This window comes from Kitasatospora sp. NPDC034023, from assembly GCF_055575795.1.
Genome location: NZ_JBVIRY010000006.1, coordinates 178934 through 197810 on the forward strand (window position 1 = coordinate 178934; position 18877 = coordinate 197810).

The 18877-nt window shown below is 70.8% G+C and carries 18 protein-coding genes and 1 pseudogene; 8 read left to right on the forward strand and 11 right to left on the reverse strand.

Annotated features, from left to right (window positions below; genetic code table 11):
• Positions 1–86 precede the first annotated feature (86 nt).
• The 5 genes from pgl to tkt all read right to left on the reverse strand — a co-directional run bounded on the left by pgl (position 87) and on the right by tkt (position 7014).
• Positions 87–875: a 6-phosphogluconolactonase gene (gene pgl, locus ACZ52R_RS11830; RefSeq protein ID WP_360499421.1), complete on the reverse strand. Its 789-nt coding sequence runs from the start codon at positions 873–875 to the stop codon at positions 87–89.
• Positions 872–1957 (reverse strand): glucose-6-phosphate dehydrogenase assembly protein OpcA, encoded by a 1086-nt coding sequence (gene opcA, locus ACZ52R_RS11835; protein ID WP_465753395.1) that lies wholly within the window; start codon positions 1955–1957, stop codon positions 872–874. Before opcA ends, pgl begins: the two co-directional genes overlap by 4 nt.
• Entirely contained in the window at positions 1954–3510 is a 1557-nt protein-coding gene (gene zwf, locus ACZ52R_RS11840; protein WP_465621175.1) for a glucose-6-phosphate dehydrogenase, read from the reverse strand. The genes opcA and zwf overlap by 4 nt, the downstream gene beginning before the upstream one ends.
• A gap of 61 nt (positions 3511–3571) precedes the next feature.
• A complete protein-coding gene (gene tal / locus ACZ52R_RS11845) occupies positions 3572–4714 on the reverse strand; it encodes a transaldolase (protein ID WP_360499425.1) in 1143 nt (380 codons plus the stop codon).
• Positions 4715–4914: 200 nt separating this feature from the next.
• A complete protein-coding gene (gene tkt / locus ACZ52R_RS11850) occupies positions 4915–7014 on the reverse strand; it encodes a transketolase (protein WP_465620943.1) in 2100 nt (699 codons plus the stop codon).
• Positions 7015–7476: 462 nt separating this feature from the next.
• On the opposite strand from tkt, the gene ACZ52R_RS11855 reads away from it, so the two are divergent.
• Complete coding sequence (locus ACZ52R_RS11855; RefSeq protein WP_360499429.1) at positions 7477–8424, forward strand: heme o synthase; 948 nt, start codon at positions 7477–7479, stop codon at positions 8422–8424.
• A gap of 105 nt (positions 8425–8529) precedes the next feature.
• Here the strand turns inward: ACZ52R_RS11855 and ACZ52R_RS11860 are convergent, their stop codons facing one another.
• The gene (locus ACZ52R_RS11860) at positions 8530–9171 is read right to left on the reverse strand and encodes a DUF2461 domain-containing protein (protein ID WP_465662611.1); all 642 of its coding nucleotides are present in this window, start codon (positions 9169–9171) and stop codon (positions 8530–8532) included.
• A gap of 72 nt (positions 9172–9243) precedes the next feature.
• On the opposite strand from ACZ52R_RS11860, the gene ACZ52R_RS11865 reads away from it, so the two are divergent.
• The gene (locus ACZ52R_RS11865; protein ID WP_465620947.1) at positions 9244–9579 is read left to right on the forward strand and encodes a hypothetical protein; all 336 of its coding nucleotides are present in this window, start codon (positions 9244–9246) and stop codon (positions 9577–9579) included.
• Between the two features lie 76 nt (positions 9580–9655).
• Here the strand turns inward: ACZ52R_RS11865 and ACZ52R_RS11870 are convergent, their stop codons facing one another.
• Both ACZ52R_RS11870 and ACZ52R_RS11875 read right to left on the reverse strand, forming a co-directional pair.
• A complete protein-coding gene (locus ACZ52R_RS11870) occupies positions 9656–10858 on the reverse strand; it encodes an enoyl-[acyl-carrier-protein] reductase FabV (RefSeq protein WP_465620949.1) in 1203 nt (400 codons plus the stop codon).
• The gene (locus ACZ52R_RS11875; RefSeq protein ID WP_465620950.1) at positions 10855–11124 is read right to left on the reverse strand and encodes an acyl carrier protein; all 270 of its coding nucleotides are present in this window, start codon (positions 11122–11124) and stop codon (positions 10855–10857) included. The genes ACZ52R_RS11870 and ACZ52R_RS11875 overlap by 4 nt, the downstream gene beginning before the upstream one ends.
• A gap of 38 nt (positions 11125–11162) precedes the next feature.
• On the opposite strand from ACZ52R_RS11875, the pseudogene ACZ52R_RS11880 reads away from it, so the two are divergent.
• The 3 genes and pseudogenes from ACZ52R_RS11880 to ACZ52R_RS11890 form a co-directional block, all read left to right on the forward strand.
• Positions 11163–11450: pseudogene (locus ACZ52R_RS11880) on the forward strand (helix-turn-helix domain-containing protein); the annotation flags it as partial.
• Positions 11447–12001 (forward strand): flavoprotein, encoded by a 555-nt coding sequence (locus tag ACZ52R_RS11885; RefSeq protein WP_465753396.1) that lies wholly within the window; start codon positions 11447–11449, stop codon positions 11999–12001. The pseudogene ACZ52R_RS11880 and the gene ACZ52R_RS11885, both read left to right, overlap by 4 nt.
• Positions 12002–12045: 44 nt before the next feature.
• Positions 12046–12450: an NUDIX hydrolase gene (locus tag ACZ52R_RS11890; protein WP_465662616.1), complete on the forward strand. Its 405-nt coding sequence runs from the start codon at positions 12046–12048 to the stop codon at positions 12448–12450.
• A gap of 59 nt (positions 12451–12509) precedes the next feature.
• Here ACZ52R_RS11890 and ACZ52R_RS11895 read toward each other — a convergent pair whose 3' ends face one another.
• Positions 12510–13496, reverse strand: a complete 987-nt coding sequence (locus ACZ52R_RS11895; protein ID WP_465753397.1) for a COX15/CtaA family protein — start codon at positions 13494–13496, stop codon at positions 12510–12512.
• A gap of 416 nt (positions 13497–13912) precedes the next feature.
• Here ACZ52R_RS11895 and ACZ52R_RS11900 point away from each other — a divergent pair, with 416 nt between their 5' ends.
• The gene (locus ACZ52R_RS11900; RefSeq protein ID WP_465753398.1) at positions 13913–14611 is read left to right on the forward strand and encodes an LAETG motif-containing sortase-dependent surface protein; all 699 of its coding nucleotides are present in this window, start codon (positions 13913–13915) and stop codon (positions 14609–14611) included.
• Between the two features lie 103 nt (positions 14612–14714).
• Here ACZ52R_RS11900 and ACZ52R_RS11905 read toward each other — a convergent pair whose 3' ends face one another.
• A complete protein-coding gene (locus tag ACZ52R_RS11905; RefSeq protein ID WP_465753399.1) occupies positions 14715–15494 on the reverse strand; it encodes an ABC transporter permease in 780 nt (259 codons plus the stop codon).
• A complete protein-coding gene (locus ACZ52R_RS11910) occupies positions 15491–16417 on the reverse strand; it encodes an ABC transporter ATP-binding protein (RefSeq protein WP_465753400.1) in 927 nt (308 codons plus the stop codon). The genes ACZ52R_RS11905 and ACZ52R_RS11910 overlap by 4 nt, the downstream gene beginning before the upstream one ends.
• Before the next feature lie 163 nt (positions 16418–16580).
• Between ACZ52R_RS11910 and ACZ52R_RS11915 the strand changes: the two genes are divergently transcribed.
• Together ACZ52R_RS11915 and sufB are read left to right on the forward strand one after the other, a co-directional pair.
• Positions 16581–17423, forward strand: a complete 843-nt coding sequence (locus ACZ52R_RS11915; protein WP_396288889.1) for a helix-turn-helix transcriptional regulator — start codon at positions 16581–16583, stop codon at positions 17421–17423.
• Positions 17424–17432: 9 nt separating this feature from the next.
• Positions 17433–18848: a Fe-S cluster assembly protein SufB gene (sufB, locus tag ACZ52R_RS11920; RefSeq protein ID WP_465620960.1), complete on the forward strand. Its 1416-nt coding sequence runs from the start codon at positions 17433–17435 to the stop codon at positions 18846–18848.
• Positions 18849–18877: the final 29 nt, after the last annotated feature.

Below are 18877 nucleotides of genomic sequence, written 5' to 3' on the forward strand. Positions count from 1 at the left end.
TCTGAGGCGACCCGAACGAGAAGGGCGCCACCGTCGAACGACGGTGGCGCCCTTCGGCGTTGCGGACCGCAGGACCCGTCCGGCCGTTACGCCGAGGCCGGCGGGTAGAGCTGCGGCGGGATCCGCTCCGCGGCGGCGCGGTCCAGCAGCCACAGGGTGCGGCTGCGGCCGTACGCGCCGGACGCGGGCGCCTGGAGCTCGCCGGGACCGGACAGGGCCAGCGCGACCGCGCCCGCCTTGTCCTCGCCGGCGGCCAGCAGCCAGACCTCGCGGGCGGCCCGGATGGCCGGAAGGGTGAGCGAGATCCGGGTCGGCGGGGGCTTGGGGGCCCCGCGCACGCCGACCACGGTCCGCTCGGTCTCCCGCACGCCCGGGTGCTCGGGGAAGAGCGAGGCGACGTGGGTGTCCGGGCCGACGCCGAGCAGCAGCACGTCGAAGGCGGGGACGCCGAACCGGTCGCCCGGTCCGGCCGCCTTCGCCAGCTCCTGCGCGTAGCGGGCCGCGGCGGCCTCCACGTCCGAGCCGTCCACCCCGTCCGAGGCGGGCATCTCGTGCACCCGCGCCGGGTCGAGCGGGACGGAGTCCAGCAGCTCGGCGCGGGCCTGGACGGCGTTGCGGTCCGGATCGGCGGCGGCCACGAAGCGCTCGTCGCCCCACCAGAGGTCCAGCCGCCCCCAGTCGACCGCGTCGCGCGCCGGGGAGGCGGCGATCGCGGCCAGCAGGGCGTTCCCGTTGCGGCCGCCGGTGAGCACCACCGAGGCGGCGCCGCGGGCGGCCTGGGCGTCCACGATCCGGGTGATCAGCCGGGCCGCGGCCGCCTGGGCCATCAGCTCCTTGTCCCGGTGGACGACCAGCTGCGGGGTCGCGTTGGTCATGCGCCTTCCTTGGTGGTGCGCCTGCCGGCGGCCCTCTTCGCGGGCTTCCTCTCCGACGCGTCGGCCGTGACCGCCTCCGGGTCGGCCACGGCCTCCTCGGCGGCGTCCTCGACCGCGCGGGCGACCCGCTCGGCCGCCGCCGTCTCGGCGTTGGCCGGCTCGTGCAGCCGGTCGACGGGCGTGCGCACGGCCGTCGCGTAGATGTCGTCCGGGTCCAGGCGGCGCAGCTCCTCGGCGATCAGCTCCGAGGTCTCGCGCCGCTTGAGCGCCACCTGGCGGTCCGGCGAGCCGGGCATGGAGAGCGTGCCCAGCAGGCCGTCCGGGCGGTCCAGGGTGATGTCCCCGTCCTTGGTGCGCAGGTGCACCGCGGTGATGCCGGGGCCACCCGTGACGACCCGCTCGACCGGCACGTGCAGCCGGTTGGTCAGCCACAGGCCGAGCAGCTCGACGCTGGGGTTGTAGGACTCGCCCTCGACCACCGCGGAGACGATGGCGGACGGCCGCTGGTCCAGCGCGGCGGCCAGCATCGAGCGCCAGCCGGTGATCCGGCTCCAGGCCAGGTCGGTGTCGCCCGGGGTGTAGCTCTGGGCCCGCTGGGCGAGCTGGCCGACCGGGGACTCGGCGGTGACGGCGTCGGTGATCCGGCGCTGGGCGAGCGAGCCCAGCGGGTCCTGCGCCGGGTGCAGCGGCGCGTTGTCCGGCCACCAGACCACGACCGGGGCGTCCGGCAGCAGCAGCGGCAGGACCACCGACTGGGCGTGCGCGGCGAGCTCGCCGTGCATGCGCAGGACGACGGTCTCGCCGGAGCCGGCGTCCGAGCCGACCAGGATCTCGGCGTCCAGCCGGGTCTCCGCGCGGGCCCGTGGCGAGCGCCCGGCGCGCTTGATCACCGCGAGGGTGCGCATCGGGTGCTCGCGGGAGGCGTCGTTGGCGGCCTTGAGGGCGTCGTAGGCGCTGCCCTCGTCGGTCACGATCACCAGGGTGAGCACCATGCCGGCGGCGGTGGAGCCGCTGGCCCGGCGCGCCTCCATGAGCGCGGCGTTGATCTTGCTGGACGTCGTGTTGGTGAGGTCGATCTTCATGGTCGGCGCCAGCTCCTGCCGTCTCGTGCGAGCATCTCGTCCGCCTCGACCGGGCCCCAGGTCCCCGCCGCGTACTGGGCGGGCTTGCCGTGGGTGTCCCAGTACTTCTCGATCGGGTCGAGGATCTGCCAGGACAGCTCGACCTCCTGGTGGCGCGGGAACAGGTTGGCGTCGCCGAGCAGCACATCGAGGATGAGCCGCTCGTACGCCTCCGGGCTGGACTCGGTGAAGGACTCGCCGTAGGCGAAGTCCATCGTGACGTCCCGGACCTCGAAGGAGGTGCCCGGCACCTTGGAGCCGAACCGCACCGTCACGCCCTCGTCCGGCTGGACCCGGATGACCAGGGCGTTCTGCCCCAGCTCCTCGGTCGCGTAGGAGTCGAAGGGCAGGTACGGGGCGCGCTGGAAGACGACCGCGATCTCGGTGACCCGGCGGCCCAGGCGCTTGCCGGTGCGCAGGTAGAACGGGACGCCCGCCCAGCGGCGGTTGTTGATCTCCAGCTTGATGGCCGCGTAGGTGTCGGTCTTGGAGTCCGGGTCGATGCCGTCCTCGTCGAGGTAGCCGACGACCTCCTCGCCGCCCTGCCAGCCGGAGGCGTACTGGCCGCGCACGGTGTGCCGGCCGAGGTCGGCCGGGAGCTTGACGGCGCTGAGCACCTTGAGCTTCTCGGCCACCAGCGCCTTCGGGTGGAAGGACGCCGGCTCCTCGATGGCGGTGAGCGCCATCAGCTGGAGCAGGTGGTTCTGGATGACGTCACGGGCGGAGCCGATGCCGTCGTAGTAGCCGGCCCGGCCGCCGATGCCGATGTCCTCGGCCATGGTGATCTGTACGTGGTCGACGTACGACCGGTTCCAGATCGGCTCGAACATCTGGTTGGCGAAGCGCAGCGCCAGGATGTTCTGGACCGTCTCCTTGCCCAGGTAGTGGTCGATCCGGAAGACCTCGTCCCGGGGGAAGACCTCGTGGACGACCTTGTTGAGCTCCTGCGCGCTCTCCAGGTCGTGGCCGAAGGGCTTCTCGATGACCGCGCGGCGCCAGGAGCCCTGCGGCGGGTCGGCCAGGCCGTGCTTCTTGAGCTGCTGGACGACCGTCGGGAAGAACTTCGGCGGGACGGACAGGTAGAAGGCGAAGTTGCCGCCGGTGCCCTGGGCCTTGTCCAGCTCCACGATGGTCTCGCGCAGCTTGTCGAAGGCCTCGTCGTCGTCGAAGGTGCCGTGGACGAAGCGCATGCCCTTGGCGAGCTGCTGCCAGACCTCCTCCCGGAAGGGGGTGCGGGCGTGGTCCCGGACGGCGTCGTGGACCTCCTTGGCGAAGTCCTCGTCGTCCCACTCGCGGCGGGCGAAGCCGACGAGGGAGAAGCCCGGCGGAAGCAGACCGCGGTTGGCCAGGTCGTAGATGGCCGGCATCAGCTTCTTGCGGGACAGGTCGCCGGTGACCCCGAAGATGACCAGACCGGACGGCCCCGCGATGCGCGGGAGCCGTCGGTCGGAGGGGTCACGAAGCGGGTTGACCGGGGCGGGCGGGAGGTCGTCCGCGTCCGATTCCGACGTCAACTCGGGGTAATCAGTGCTCACTTGATGGGCTCCGCTTTCGTGCGCTGGCTGTGAGCGGGGGTCACTTCTCGTCGGCGAAGGAAGCGAGCGAGGCGGTGACGGTGTCGAGCAGCTCGTTCCAGGACTGCTCGAACTTCTCGACGCCCTCGTCTTCCAGGACCTGGACCACGTCGTCGTAGTCCACGCCGGCTGCCGCGATCGCGTCCAGCACGGCCTTGGCGTCCGCGTAGTTGGGGACGATGGTGTTGCCGGTGACCACGCCGTGGTCGCCGGTGGCGTCCAGGGTCGCCTCGGGCATGGTGTTGACGGTGCCGGGGGCGACCAGCTCGGTGACGTACAGGGTGTCCGGCAGGGCCGGGTCCTTGACGCCGGTGGAGGCCCACAGCGGGCGCTGCGGCTTGGCGCCGGCGGCCTCCAGGGAGAGCCAACGGGCGTTGCCGGCGGTCTTGCCGTCGACGCTGCCGAAGACCTCCTCGTACGCCTGGTAGGCGAGGCGGGCGTTGGCCAGCGCGGCCTTGGAGCGCAGGTTCTTGGCGTCGCCGCCGACCTTGTCCAGGCGCTTGTCGATCTCGGTGTCCACGCGGGAGACGAAGAAGGAGGCGACCGACTCGATCTGGGAGAGGTCCAGGCCCTTGCCCTTGGCGGCCTCCAGGCCGCTCAGGTAGGCGTCGATGACGGCCTTGTAGCGCTCCAGCGAGAAGATCAGCGTGACGTTGACGCTGATGCCCTTGCCGATGACCTCGCTGATCGCGGGCAGGCCGGCCTTGGTGGCGGGGATCTTGATGAAGACGTTCGGGCGGTCCACCAGCCACCACAGCTGCTTGGCCTCGGCCACGGTGGGGGCGGTCTCGTGCGCCAGGCGCGGGTCGACCTCGATGGAGACCCGGCCGTCGCGGCCGTTGGAGGCGTCGTAGACCGGGCGCAGCACGTCGGCCGCGTCGCGCACGTCGGAGGTGGTGATCATGCGGATCGCCTCCTCGGTGGTGACCTTGCGGACGGCGAGGTCGCGCAGCTGGCTGTCGTAGGAGTCGTCGCCGCTGCCGGCGATGGCCTTCTGGAAGATGGTCGGGTTGGTGGTCACACCCACCACGTGCTTGTTCTGCACCAGCTCGGCCAGGTTGCCGGAGTTGAGCCGCTTGCGGCTGAGGTCGTCCAGCCAGATCGCAACGCCTTCGTCGCTGAGGCGCTTCAGTGCGTCAGTCATGGTGCTTCAGTCCCTTGTTCTTCTGCTTCGTGGGGTAGTCAGAGGGGCCGGGGCGCCGATGTGCGGTCGGCCGCCCCGGCCCGTTGTCCCGCACTCGCCGCCGGGAGCTCGTACCCGATGCCGACGTTCCTCGCTCCAGCGCTCGCTTGTCGCTCGTCGCTTTCGGCATCGGCGCTCCCTTCGGCTCGTGCTCGGGGCCGCTAGCGGTTGACGGCTTCGAGGGAGCGCAGGGCGTTGTGGGCCTCGGCCACCACGCGCTCGGCGGTGATGCCGAACTCCTCGAAGAGCACCTTGTAGTCGGCGGAGGCGCCGAAGTGCTCCAGCGAGACGATCCGGCCGTGGTCGCCGACCAGCTCGCGCCAGCCCTGGGCGATGCCGGCCTCGACCGAGACGCGGGCCTTCACCGACGGCGGCAGCACGCTGTCGCGGTAGGCCTGGTCCTGCTCCTGGAACCACTCGAAGGACGGCAGCGAGACCACGCGGGTCGCGATGCCCTCCGCCTCGAGCACCTCGCGGGCCTTGACGGCCAGCTGGACCTCGGAGCCGGTGCCGAGCAGGATCAGCTGCGGGTCGCCGTTCGAGGCCTCGGCCAGGATGTAGCCGCCCTTCGCGGTGCCCTCGGCGGAGCCGAAGACCTCACGGTCGAAGGTCGGGACGCCCTGGCGGGTGAGGGCCAGGCCGACCGGGCCGGGGTGGCTGGTCTGGCGCTCGATGATGGTGCGCCAGGCGACGGCGGTCTCGTTGGCGTCGGCCGGGCGGACCATGGCCAGGCCCGGGATGGCGCGCAGCGAGGCCATGTGCTCGACCGGCTGGTGGGTCGGGCCGTCCTCGCCCAGGCCGATCGAGTCGTGCGTCCAGACGTAGGTGACCGGCAGCTTCATCAGCGCGGCCAGGCGGACGGCCGGGCGCATGTAGTCGGCGAAGACCAGGAAGGTGCCGCCGTACACGCGGGTCCTGCCGTGCAGCGCGATGCCGTTCATGATCGAGCCCATGGCGTGCTCGCGGATGCCGAAGTGGATCGTCCGGCCGTACGGGCTCGCCGACTTCAGCGGGTTGCCCTCGGGGAGGAAGGAGCTGTCCTCGTCGATGGTGGTGAGGTTGGACTCCGCGAGGTCGGCCGAGCCGCCCCACAGCTCCGGGATCACCGCGCCGATCGCCTTGAGGGTGTCGCCGGAGGCCTTGCGGGTGGCGACGTCCTTGCCGGCCGGGAAGGAGGGGACGGCCTTCTTCCAGCCCTCGGGCAGCTCGCCGGCCTGGATCCGGTCGAAGTCGGCGGCGCGGTGCGGGTTGGCGGCGCGCCAGGCCTCGAAGGACTGCTGCCACTGGTCGCGGGCGGCCTTGCCGCGCTTGATGACCAGCCGGGCGTGCTCGATGACCTGGTCGCTGACCTCGAAGGTCTTCTCCGGGTCGAAGCCCAGGACCTTCTTGGTGGCGGCGATCTCGGCGGCGCCGAGCGCGGAGCCGTGCGCCTTGGCGGTGTTCTGGGCGTCCGGGGCCGGCCAGGCGATGATGGTGCGCATCGCGATGATCGACGGGCGGGAGGTCTCGGCCTTGGCCGCGGCCAGCGCGTCCGCGAGGACGGCCACGTCGATGTCGCCGTTGGACTTCGGGGTCACCCGCTGGACGTGCCAGCCGTACGCCTCGTAGCGCTTGAGGACGTCCTCGGAGAAGGCGGTCTCGGTGTCGCCCTCGATCGAGATGTGGTTGTCGTCGTACAGGGCGACCAGGTTGCCCAGCTTCTGGTGGCCGGCCAGCGAGGAGGCCTCGGCGGAGATGCCCTCCTCCAGGTCGCCGTCGGAGACGATGGCCCAGATGGTGTGGTCGAAGGGGGACTCGCCGGCCGGGGCCTCGGGGTCGAAGAGGCCGCGCTCGTAGCGGGCGGCCATCGCCATGCCGACCGCGTTGGCGATGCCCTGGCCGAGCGGGCCGGTGGTGGTCTCCACGCCGGCCGTGTGGCCGTGCTCGGGGTGGCCGGGGGTGCGGCTGCCCGCGACGCGGAAGGCCTTGAGGTCGTCCAGCTCCAGGCCGTAACCCGAGAGGTACAGCTGGGTGTAGAGGGTCAGGCTGGTGTGCCCGGGGGAGAGGACGAAGCGGTCGCGGCCGACCCAGGCCGGGTCGGTCGGGTCGTGGCGCAGGAACCGCTGGAAGATCAGGTACGCGGCCGGGGCCAGCGTCATGGCCGTCCCGGGGTGTCCGTTGCCGACCTTCTGGACAGCGTCCATGGCGAGGACTCGCGCGGTGTCAACCGTGCGCTCGTCCATATCGGTCCACTCGAATGCGTTCGTCGGCGCAGTGCTCACCCTGTCTCAGGGCTCCTTCCATTGAAGAGTGACCCCGTGAATGGGGACCGGGTCGGCCACGGCGCTGTGGTCCCGACGCTGGGTGGTGCCGGTCACGGAGGGTAGATCCCGCTTCTGCGTGCGAGCCTACCGTTTGGGCCGGGGCTCACCCTCCGTGCTGAGACAACCGGGATTTCCGCATGGTGATTCCCACTAGGCCGGTGTGAGTGCTTTTGTCCCAGGTTCTCCCGATTCGCGCCCGCCCGCCGCCGGGGTGGTCAGGACGGACTAGCAGGACCCGCCGGAGGCGGTTCGTGGCATCACCCAGGCGGTTCACCCGGGGGTGTGCGGTTCCGCCTCGCCGGGGGACCCCGAAGCCGGATGGGATATATGGAGCGTCTATGGTGTCGTGGTACGCGCAGAGCGGACGATTCGGGACCCTTCGTTCCTGTGGACGCCTGCGAAGATTCATCTTCAGTTGGGGTGTTAGTGACCGCCGTCGAAACCCGTCCCGCCGGGGTCACCGGGGCGACTCCTGCGCACCGGCCGATCGGGGCCCGTGTCGGCGCGTTCGTCGCACTGACCAAGCCTCGGATCATCGAGCTGCTGCTGATGAGCACCGTGCCGGTGATGTTCCTGGCCCAGCAGGGCGTGCCGAACATGCTGCTGGTGCTGAAGGTCGTGGTCGGCGGCTACCTCTCGGCGGGCGGCGCCAACGCCCTCAACATGTACATCGACCGCGACATCGACGCGGTGATGTCCCGCACCGAGCGGCGGCCGATCGTCACCGGGATGGTGTCGCCGCGCGAGGCGCTGGTGTTCGGCATCGTGCTCGCCGTCGTGTCGACGCTGGTGCTGGGCTTCGGCGTCAACTGGCTCTCCTCCGGACTGGCGCTGGGCGCGCTGCTGTTCTACGTGTTCGTCTACACGCTGGGGCTCAAGCGGCGCACCTCGCAGAACATCGTCTGGGGCGGCATCGCCGGCTGCATGCCGGTGCTGGTCGGCTGGTCCTCGGTCACCAACTCGATGTCCTGGGCGGCCGTGGTGCTGTTCCTGGTGGTGTTCTTCTGGACGCCGCCGCACACCTGGGTGCTGTCGATGAAGGTGCGCGACGACTACCTGCGGGCCGGCGTGCCGATGCTGCCGGTCATCAAGGGCAACGTGGCGGTCGGCAAGCAGGTCGTCATCTACTCCTGGGTGATGGTCGCCGTCTCGCTGGCGCTCTGGCCGCTCGGGCACATGAGCTGGCTGTACCCGGTCGCCGCGGTGGTGCTGGGCGCCGCCTGGCTGCGCGAGGCGCACGCGCTGTACGCGCGGGCCAAGGCCGGCGTCGTGGGCGCGAAGCTCAAGGAGATGCGGCTGTTCCACTGGTCGATCACCTACCTGTCGCTGCTGATGGTGGTGTGCGCGGTCGACCCGTTCGTGAAGTAGGCAGACTCGCTGAGAGAGCCCCGGTCCGGTGGACCGGGGCTCTCCCGCATTCGGGGGCTTTTCGCGTTCGGGGCGGGCCGCTCGGCCGACCGCTCGGCCGGCGGCTCAGCGGGCGGGCAGCTCGGAGGGGCCGACGTGGCCGTCCAGCCAGTCCCGCAGCGGCCGGGAGGCGTGCAGGAAGCCGGTGATCCGGGTGTAGGCGGCGCGGGTGCCCAGCCACTTCGCGGGCTCCCACTCCTGCCAGGCCACCAGGCCCTTGTGGCGCAGCAGCTCGATCCTGGGGTGGTCCTTCGGGTAGCCGCGCGGGGCCGACTTCAGGGAGTCCCGGCCGACCACCTGCGGGCCGTCCTTCTCCACCCGGGTGATCACCCGCTCCAGCTCGGCGCCGGTGACGTCCTCGGCGACGGCGGCGCGGTAGCGCTCCAACTGGTCCGGGGCGAGCTGGTACATGCCGTTGCCGCAGGCCAGGCCGTCGGCGGAGAGCTGGATGTAGCCGCCGCTCTCCAGGTGCGCGCCGATGTGCGTCTTGTACGGGGACTTGTCGGCGCTGAAGCGGACGTCGCGGTTCGGGCGGAAGATCTTCCCCGGCCCGAACTCCGGTTCCAGATCGGCGAGGAGCTGCTCCATCGGCGCGCGCACGGCGTCCTCGTACCGCCCCTTGTGGGCCTGCCAGAAGGTCTTCGAGTTGTCGGCCTCCAGGTGCTCGTAGAAGTCGAGCGCCTCGGTCGGCCAGCCGGAGAAGGTCACACGTCCAGTATGTGTCCCGGTGCACAGGGTGCTCCCGTCGCCAGCGCGCTTACCGGTGGGTAGCATGCGGGCATGAGCAGCGCAGAGACCGCCACCGCCGCGCCGGACGCCCGCACCGAGCGCCGCGCCAAGCGCATCGCCAAGAACCTCACCAGCTTCGCCCGGCAGCACGGGGGCAGCGCCGACGCGGTCGTCGAGTACGTCGGCGCCGTGGCCACCCGGATCGTCGTGGTCGGCGCGGACGGCGCCTGGGGCGACCAGGTGGCCCCCAGCTACGCCGTCGGCCGCCGGGCCGCCGAGCTGGCCGGGCTGACCCTGCACGACGACTTCGAGGGCGAGCTGGGCCTCCGGGTGAAGACCGGCCCGTACGAGTGGAAGCGGATGGCCGGGATCCAGCTCGGCGGCTGAGCACCCTCCGGACACCGCGAAGGCCCGGCTCCCCTCGTACGGGGGAGCCGGGCCTTTTCACCGGCCACCAGCGTTGCTACCGCGGTTGGGCGGGCCAGGGGATCGACGTCTCAGCCTCGATCGTGTAGTCGACGCCGGGGACGTCCCAGCCGTACAGCTGCCGGAACTGGCCGTAGAACCAGGCCGACGCGGCCGGGTCGGCGTCGAGCGCTGCCTCGGGGTCCGTCCACAGCTCCCGCACCAGGTCCTGCACGGCGGGGTCGAGTTCCCAGCCGTCCAGACGGATGCGACCCTGCCCGTCCAGCACGAGCGACTTCGCGCCGCTCAGTTGCTCCCACAGGTCCACGGCCTGGTCGGCGGTGGTACGCCAGCCGTCCTCTCCGAGGGCTTTGCGCAGCAGCGAGGTGTAGAGGGCGATGGACGGGATGGCGGTGGACGCCTGGGTGACGGCGGCGCCGGCGACGACGGTGAACGCCCGGCCCCGCCCGGCCAGTACCCCGCTCTGCAACTGGCCGGCGGTCGCCTCCAGGTGTTCCTTGGCGGCGCCGATGGTGCCCTGCCGGTAGACCGGCGCGGTGATCTCGGAGCCCACATAGGACAGCGCGGCAGTCGTGAAGTCGGGGCCCAGGAGGTTGCTGTCGGCCAGGGACTGCACCCACAGCCGCCAGTCCTCACCACCCATGACCTTGACGGTCGCGGCGCGCTCGGCCTCGTCGGCCGGGGTGAGGTCGACGCTGCCGATCTGCGGGACGCCGTCCTCGAAGACGAGGGACGGTGAGGTGTAGGGGCGGCCGATCGGCTTGATCACCGAGTGGTGGACCTCGCCGGTGGCCGGGTCGGTACGCCTGGGCGAGGCGAGGGAGTAGACGAGGTAGTCGACGGGGCCGTACCGGTCGGCGAGGAGTTTGAGCACCTCGGCACGGGTGGCGTCCGCGTAGGCGTCGGCGTTGACGAAGGTGAAGTCGCTTCCGGCCTCTTCGAGCAGGGCGGCGGTCGCGGCGGTTCGGTACCAGCCGGCGGTGGCGGTGCGCCGCTCGCCGGCCGGTGTCTCGTAGGCGACGCCGATGCCGCGGATGCCGTGGCGGCGCAGCCCGGCCAGCAGGATCGCCAGACCGTACCCCGCGCTGGAGCCCAGCACCAGGGCGACCGGGGCCCGCCCGGTGGGGGTGGCGGGGGTGATGGACTGCCACAGCTGGTGCACGGTGGCCTGGCTGCCCTTGGGGTGGGAGTTGACGATCAGGTAGCCCCGCTGCTTGGGGGTGATCTGCTGCGTGCTCACGCGGTGGTGCCCTCTCCGGTGGGGTGGCCGTGCCGGGCGAGCAGGTCGCTGAGGTCGCCGACGGTGTGCAGGCGGCCGACCTCCTCGTCCGGGATGACCATGTTCAGGCGCGTCTCCAGGGTGACGACGAGCTCGTGGAGGGCGAGGCTGTCGATCCCGAGATCGTGCTGCAGTCGTGCGTCGTTCGTGATCGTATCGGCGCCGGTGACCGCCGCCTGTGCCAGAGCGTGACGGAGGATGTGTGCTGCGGTTGTAGGGGTCGTCATTGCGGTAGGTGTCCTTCGTCGGCTACCCGGCGGTTCTCGGTGACGCCGGCGCGGCCTTGGAAGCTGCTCAACCCCTGATGCGGCGGCGCATCCCCGTTCCGGAGCGGCGGGCCGCACTGTGGGTGGATGCTGCACGGGCCTACAGCCAACAAGGCAGACTGGCTGAGGGGTACAAAGCACTCAGGATCGCGGAGAGCTGTGCTTCTGAGGACATTCGACGCCGCCCCAGCGTGCTGGAACTGGTCGGTGACATGGCCGCGCGGGACCGACGTGGCAGTGTCCCGGAACTCCGCCGTTTCTGCCATGAGTTGGGAGTTCGGATTTGACTGAGAACCACGAGCCGTTCCTTCACGTCATCGTCTGCGCTTCGGGAATCGCTGACGGCGTGGGTGAGCTGATCGCCGCAGCCCGTGCCGAGGGCTGGAAGGTCGGTGTGATTGCTACTCCCAGCGCTCTCGGCTTCATAGACCAGGAAGCCATCGAAGCCCAGACCGGCTATCCGCTCCGCTCCGCGTGGCGCACGCCGAGCATCCCGCAACCGCTGCCTCCGGCAGACGCCATTGCGGTCGCTCCCGCGACGTTCAACACCATCAACAAGTGGGCCGCCGGCATCTCCGACACGCTGGCGCTCGGCATCCTCTGCGAGGCCTACGGGCTCGGCATCCCCGTTGCGGTCCAGCCCTATGTCAACTCAGCCCAGGCTTCCCACCCGGCCTATTCGGACAGCTTGGCCCGACTGCGCTCGATGGGCGTTCTGATCGGCGACTACGTGCCCCACAAGCCCAAGTCCGGCGGAGGGCGCGACAAGTACAGCTGGACCCATGTCCTCGACCTGCTTCGGCCTGCCCGCACTAACCGTTCGGAGCCGGCAGCGTGAGAGGTGGTACGCCGCAGGAGGCAACGCTGCTGCCACTCCACTCCGTGTCCGTCGCGGGGGTGGTGGTGCGGGAGGACGGGCGGGTGCTGACGATTCGGCGGGCTGACAGCGGGGCTTGGGAGCCTCCGGGGGGCGTGCTGGAGCTGGGCGAGGGTGTCGAGGCCGGCGTGCGCCGGGAGGTCTACGAGGAGACCGGGATCGTGGTCGGCGTGGAGCGGCTGACCGGCGTCTACAAGAACATGAGCCGAGGGGTTGTCGCTCTTGTTTTCCGCTGTCGACCTGAGGGCGGGACCGGCCGGCTCTCTGACGAGTCGGTCGAAGTCGACTGGCTCACGCCGGCCGGGGTCTCCGACCGCATGGCTGAGGTCTATGCCGTACGTGTCCTGGACGCGCTTCAGGACGAAACGGTACCGAGCATCCGGACCCACGACGGCCGACAACTGCTGTGACCGCATGACGAAGGCCCCCATCGCGGGATGGGGGCCTTCGCCGTACGTTGGGCTTGCGCTCAGACGGTGGCGGTCTGCGGGGTCTGCGCGGGCAGGTGCTCGGAGGCCTGTGCGTCCTCGCGGGTACGGAGGGCGAGGGGGATGCGCAGGGCGGCGATCCAGGTCAGCGAGGCGCCGAGCATGTGGAGGCCGACCATCAGCTCGGGGGCGTCGGTGAAGTACTGGATGAAGCCGAGGACGCCCTGGAGCAACAGGACTGCGAGGAGTTCCTTGGTGCGGGACTTGGCTGCCTGCGGGGCCTTGATCGCAGTGAAGACGAAGATCAGGGCGATGGTGAGGCCGACGGAGATGAAGGCGAAGTCGGCGTGGAACTGGGCCAACCTGTCGTAGTCGATCGGGATGCGCGGGACGATCTTGTTGTCCTTGGGCGTGCCCGGGTGATGGCCGGCGCCGGTCACCAGGGTGCCGGCTGCGACGAGCAGCCCGATCACGGCGACGAGGACGTACGAGAGCTGGTGGATCGGGCGGGCCACGAACAGCTTCGCCGGGCCGTCGCCCTCCTTGCTGCGCTCCCACATCAGCAGGGCGACCCAGACCAGGGCCATCGCGGCGATCATGTGCAGCGCCACCGTGTACGGGTTGAGGCCGGTCAGTACGGTGATGCCGCCGAGTACGGCGTTGCTCATCACCAGCCAGAACTGCGCCCAGCCGAGCTTGGTCAGGCCGCGCCGCCAGGGCCGGTGGCAGCGGGCGGCCAGGATCGCCCAGCCCACTGCGGCGCTGAGCACGTAGGTGAGCATCCGGTTGGTGAACTCGATGACGCCGTGGAAGCCCATCTCGGCGGTGGGCGTCAGACTCTCGTCGGTGCAGCGGGGCCAGGTCGTACAGCCGAGGCCGGAGGCGGTGAGCCGGACGGCGCCGCCGGTGACGACGATCACCACGCTCATCACCAGCGCGGCGAACGCGGCGCGCCGGACCATGACGGCGGAGGGCTGCCAGCGCTCGGCGAGCAGGGAGAAAGGGGTGGTCTTCAGCACGACGTCCATGGTAGGTGGCTTTACGGGCGATCTTGGGGCGGGGCTGGCTCGCCGCGCCTGGTGCGATCGTGGTGGCCGCCCGGCGCAAGGCGGCCGGGAAGGCCTGACGTCACGCGGTGAAGCGACGTGCTCGTCAGGTGATGGAAGCGGCGCCCCCGGCGATTGAACCCGATCGCCGGGGGCGCCGTTCTGTCTTGAAGGTGACGAAGTTCATTCAAGTTTGCCGAATCCGCGTTCTGCGAGGTGGCAGCTGTGATGGGCTGGTCATGCACATCAGAGAACGGACGCACAGACGAAATCCGGTCGTACGGCGGGGTGTGGCGGGATGCGGGAGTGCCGGTAGAGTCCCCCGGACAGTCGTAGCGGGCCACCGCGAACCACTCAACACGCCTGCTGCACAAGACCGTTCGGAGGGGAACAGCGTAATGGCGCGACAGCAGCGGCACATCGGGATCGGCGCGGCGGCACTGGCAGGCACGGCAGCGGCCGGTTTTCTACTGCCCTTGGCGCTGGCCACCAACGCCTCGGCGCACGTGCCGAGTTGGTCGGTGACCTGCGACAAGGTCGTGATCGACCTGATCAACTACAGCCCCAAGGCCGACGTGAAGAACACCGTCAGCCTCACCATCGACGGCGACAAGGTCCTGGATGCCAAGGCCTTTCCCGCCGAGTTCCACGGCACCTTCCCGGTGAAGGACCACACGGCCCCGATCAAGGCGAACCTGGTGGTCACCACCACGGAGAACCCGAACGACAAGGGCTGGAACATCAACGAGACCAAGACCATCGAGCCGTGCCACACGCCGACTCCGACCCCGACCCCGACTCCCACCAAGACCCCCACGCCCACCCCCACCTCGACGCCGACGCCCATCCCGACGCCGACGAAGACCCCGACCCCCGTGCCGACGACGCCCACCGTTGCGCCGACCACGCCCCCGCCGACCACGCCGGCCCCGGTCAGCCCGCCCGCCCCGGCGCCCGCCACCAGCGCGCCGGCGCTCGCCCAGACCGGTAGCAACGACGCCACCCCGATGATCGCGGCGGTCGGCGGCGGCGTGCTGCTGGTCGGTGGCGCGCTCGTCCTGCTCGCCCGCAAGCGCCGTGGCGGCAGCGAGAGCTGACGCAGGGCGGTACGAACGCCGAACGCCCCCCGGCCGGTTGAGGCCGGGGGGCGTTCGACGTTCGTACGGGGGTGGCTGCTCGCAGGTGCGGCCACCTCGGCGGCTACTCCCAGCGGAAGAAGCGGGCGGCCGCGGCCAGGCCGAGCACGGCCCAGCCGGCCAGGATCCCGAGGTCAGCCCAGGGCACCCCGGCGCCGGTCTGCAGCACCGACCGCAGGCCGTCCGAGAGCGCCGAGATCGGCAGCAGTTCCAGCACCGACCGCACCGCGTCGGGGAACTTGCTCAGCGGCACGATCACCCCGCCCGCGAGCAGCAGCAGGATGAACACCAGGTTGGCGGCGGCCAGCGTGGCCTCGGCCTTCAGCGTGCCGGCCATCAGCAGGCCGAGCCCGGAGAAGGCGGCGGTGCCGAGGACCAGCAGCGCGACGACGGCCAGCGGGTTGCCGTGCGGCGACCAGCCGAGGGCCAGCGCGATCACCGACAGCAGCGCGACCTGCAGCGTCTCCGTCACCAGGACGCAGCCGGTCTTGGCCGTCAGCAGCGTCCAGCGCGGCAGCGGGCTGGCGCCGAGCCGCTTCAGCACGCCGTAGCGGCGCTCGAAGCCCGTGGCGATGGCCTGCCCGGTGAAGGCGGTGGACATCACGGCCAGCGCGAGCAGGCCGGGGGCGAGGAAGTCGACCCGCTTGCCGGGGCCCTCGACCGTGACGATGTCGACGGCGGAGAACAGCACCAGCAGCACGGTCGGGATGACGACGGTGAGCAGCAGCTGCTCACCGTTGCGCAGCAGCATCCGGGTCTCGAAGGCGGTCTGGGCGAGCAGCATCCGGCCGACGGGGGCGGCACCGGGCTCGGGCGAGTAGTCCCGCTCGCTTCGCTCACTCATGCGCGGAGCTCCCGTCCGGTCAGGTCGAGGAAGACGTCTTCGAGGCTGCGGCGCTGCACGGACAGCCGTTCGGGCAGGACGCCGACGGCCGCGCACCAGCCGGTGACGGTGGCCGGCAGCTGCGGGTCCACCGGCGCCTCGACGCGGTAGCTGCCGGGGACGGTCTCGACGGCGGTAGCGCCCTCGGGCAGCTCCTTGAGCAGCGGGCCGAGGTCGAGCCCGGGCGGGGCGTCGAAGCGCAGGGCGTTCTCGGCGCCGCCGCGGCACAGCTCCTCAGTGGTGCCGTCGGCGATCACCTTGCCGCGGTCCACGATGGCGACGCGGTCGGCGAGCTGCTCGGCCTCGTCCATGTGGTGGGTGGTGACGACCACGGTGACGCCGTCCCGGCGCAGGTCGCGGACCAGCTCCCAGGTGGCGCGGCGGGCCTGCGGGTCGAGGCCGGCGGTGGGCTCGTCCAGGAAGACCAGCTCGGGGCGGCCGACCACGGCCATGGCCAGGGCGAGCCGCTGCTGCTGGCCGCCGGACAGCCGCCGGTAGGTGGTGCGGCCGCAGGAGCCGAGGCCGAGGCGCTCGACCAGGGCGTCCACGTCCAGCGGGTGGGCGTGCAGCTTGGCGGTGTGCCGCAGCATCTCGACGGCGCGGGCGCCCGCGTACACGCCGCCGGACTGCAGCATGACGCCGATCCGGGGGCGCAGGGCGGCGCTCTGGGTGACCGGGTCGAGGCCGAGGACGCGGACGGTGCCGGCGTCGGGGCGGCGGTAGCCCTCGCAGGTCTCGATGGTGGTGGTCTTGCCGGCGCCGTTGGGGCCGAGGACGGCGGTGATCGCGCCGGTCGCGATGGTGAGGTCGAGACCGTCCACGGCCTGCTTGTCGCCGTAGCGCTTGACCAGCCCGGCGACCTGGACCGCGGGTTCGGAGTGCATACCGGCGAGTGTAAGAGGGCCTCACGTTTCGAGCGGACGGCGCCTCGGTGATCGTTTCCCCAGGTCAGGTAAGGCTTACCTGCGTGATCGATGACACCGGTGAGGCCTGGATCACGGGTTGTCCCAACGGAAGTAATTACGCAACACTGGTGTTGTGAAAAACATGCGCGAGCACGCCCAGCAGCAGGAGGCCGAGTCGGCCTCCCACTGCGACGTGCCCGTGACGGCGGCCGAGGTACTGCTGGACGGCCACCGTGCCACCCGGGACCGGGTCGCCCGCTCGATCCTGGACCACGGCCCCTCCTCCGCCGCCGACCTGGCGAACCGGCTCGGCCTCACCTCCGCCGCCGTCCGCCGCCACCTCGACGGCCTGGCCGCCGCCGGCTTGGTCGAGTCCCGCGAACAGCGGGTCTACGGCAGCCGCGGCCGGGGCCGTCCGGCCAAGGTCTTCGCCCTCACCGACGGCGGCCGGGACGCCTTCTACCAGGCGTACGACCAGCTCGCCGCCGACGCGCTGCGCTGGATCTCGGACGCGGTGGGCGGCGGCAAGGCGGGCGAGGAGGCGGTCGCCGCCTTCGCCCGGGCCCGTTTCGGCAAGCAGGGCGAGAAGTACCGGGAGGCGCTGCGCGAGGCTGGGGTGGAGGATCGCACCGAGGCACTCGCCCAGGCGCTCAGCGTGGACGGGTACGCTGCCACGGTGCGGCGTGTCCCGTCGGCCGCGGCCAAGGCCCCGGCGGGCGCCCAGCTCTGCCAGCACCACTGCCCGGTCGCGCACATCGCCGAGCAGTTCCCCCAGCTCTGCGAGGCGGAGACCGAGGTCTTCTCCCAGCTCCTGGGCACCCATGTGCAACGGCTGGCCACCATCGCCCACGGCGACGGGGTCTGCACCACCTATGTGCCGGCACCCGGTGCCGCATCGTCGTCCGCCCGTGGTTCCGCGGGCCGCGACTCCGATGCAGCGCCGACTGCCGGTACGTCCACCGAAGATTCTGCGTCCGCGCGTTAGGAAGCTCGCATGACTGACACCGTTTCGCACCCCGAGCTCGAAGGCCTGGGCAACTACGAGTACGGCTGGGCCGACCCGGACGCCGCCGGCGCCACGGCCAAGCGCGGGCTCAGCGAGGAGGTCGTGCGCGACATCTCCGCGAAGAAGAGCGAGTCCGAGTGGATGCTCAACCTGCGTCTCAAGGGCCTGAAGCTGTTCGGCAAGAAGCCCATGCCGACCTGGGGCTCCGACCTGACCGGCATCGACTTCGACAACATCAAGTACTTCGTCCGCTCCACCGAGAAGCAGGCCGAGTCCTGGGAGGACCTGCCGGCGGACATCAAGGCCACCTACGACAAGCTGGGCATCCCGGAGGCGGAGAAGCAGCGCCTGGTCGCCGGTGTCGCCGCCCAGTACGAGTCCGAGGTCGTCTACCACCAGATCCGTGAGGACCTGGAGGAGCAGGGCGTCATCTTCCTGGACACCGACACCGCGCTGCGCGAGCACCCGGAGCTGTTCAAGGAGTACTTCGGCACCGTCATCCCGGCCGGTGACAACAAGTTCGCCGCGCTGAACACCGCGGTGTGGTCCGGCGGCTCGTTCATCTACGTGCCGAAGGGCGTGCACGTCGACATCCCGCTGCAGGCCTACTTCCGGATCAACACCGAGAACATGGGCCAGTTCGAGCGGACGCTGATCATCGTCGACGAGGACGCCTACGTCCACTACGTCGAGGGCTGCACCGCGCCGATCTACTCCTCCGACTCGCTGCACTCCGCGGTCGTGGAGATCATCGTCAAGAAGGGCGGCCGCTGCCGCTACACGACCATCCAGAACTGGTCGAACAACGTCTACAACCTGGTCACCAAGCGCGCCGTGGCGTACGAGGGCGCGACCATGGAGTGGGTCGACGGCAACATCGGCTCCAAGGTCACCATGAAGTACCCGGCCGTCTACCTGATGGGCGAGCACGCCAAGGGCGAGACCCTGTCGATCGCCTTCGCGGGCGAGGGCCAGCACCAGGACGCCGGCGCCAAGATGGTGCACATGGCGCCGAACACCTCCTCCAACATCGTCTCCAAGTCGGTGGCGCGCGGCGGCGGCCGGACCTCCTACCGCGGTCTGATCGAGATCGGCGAGGGCTCGCACGGCGCCAAGTCGAACGTGCTGTGCGACGCGCTGCTGGTCGACACGATCTCCCGCTCGGACACCTACCCGTACGTGGACGTCCGCGAGGACGACGTGTCCATGGGCCACGAGGCGACCGTCTCCAAGGTCAGCGAGGATCAGCTGTTCTACCTGATGAGCCGCGGTCTGACCGAGTTCGAGGCCATGGCGATGATCGTCCGCGGCTTCGTCGAGCCGATCGCGCGCGAACTGCCGATGGAGTACGCGCTGGAGCTCAACCGGCTGATCGAGCTGCAGATGGAGGGCGCGGTCGGCTGACCCCGGCCACCGACCGCCCAACCGACTTT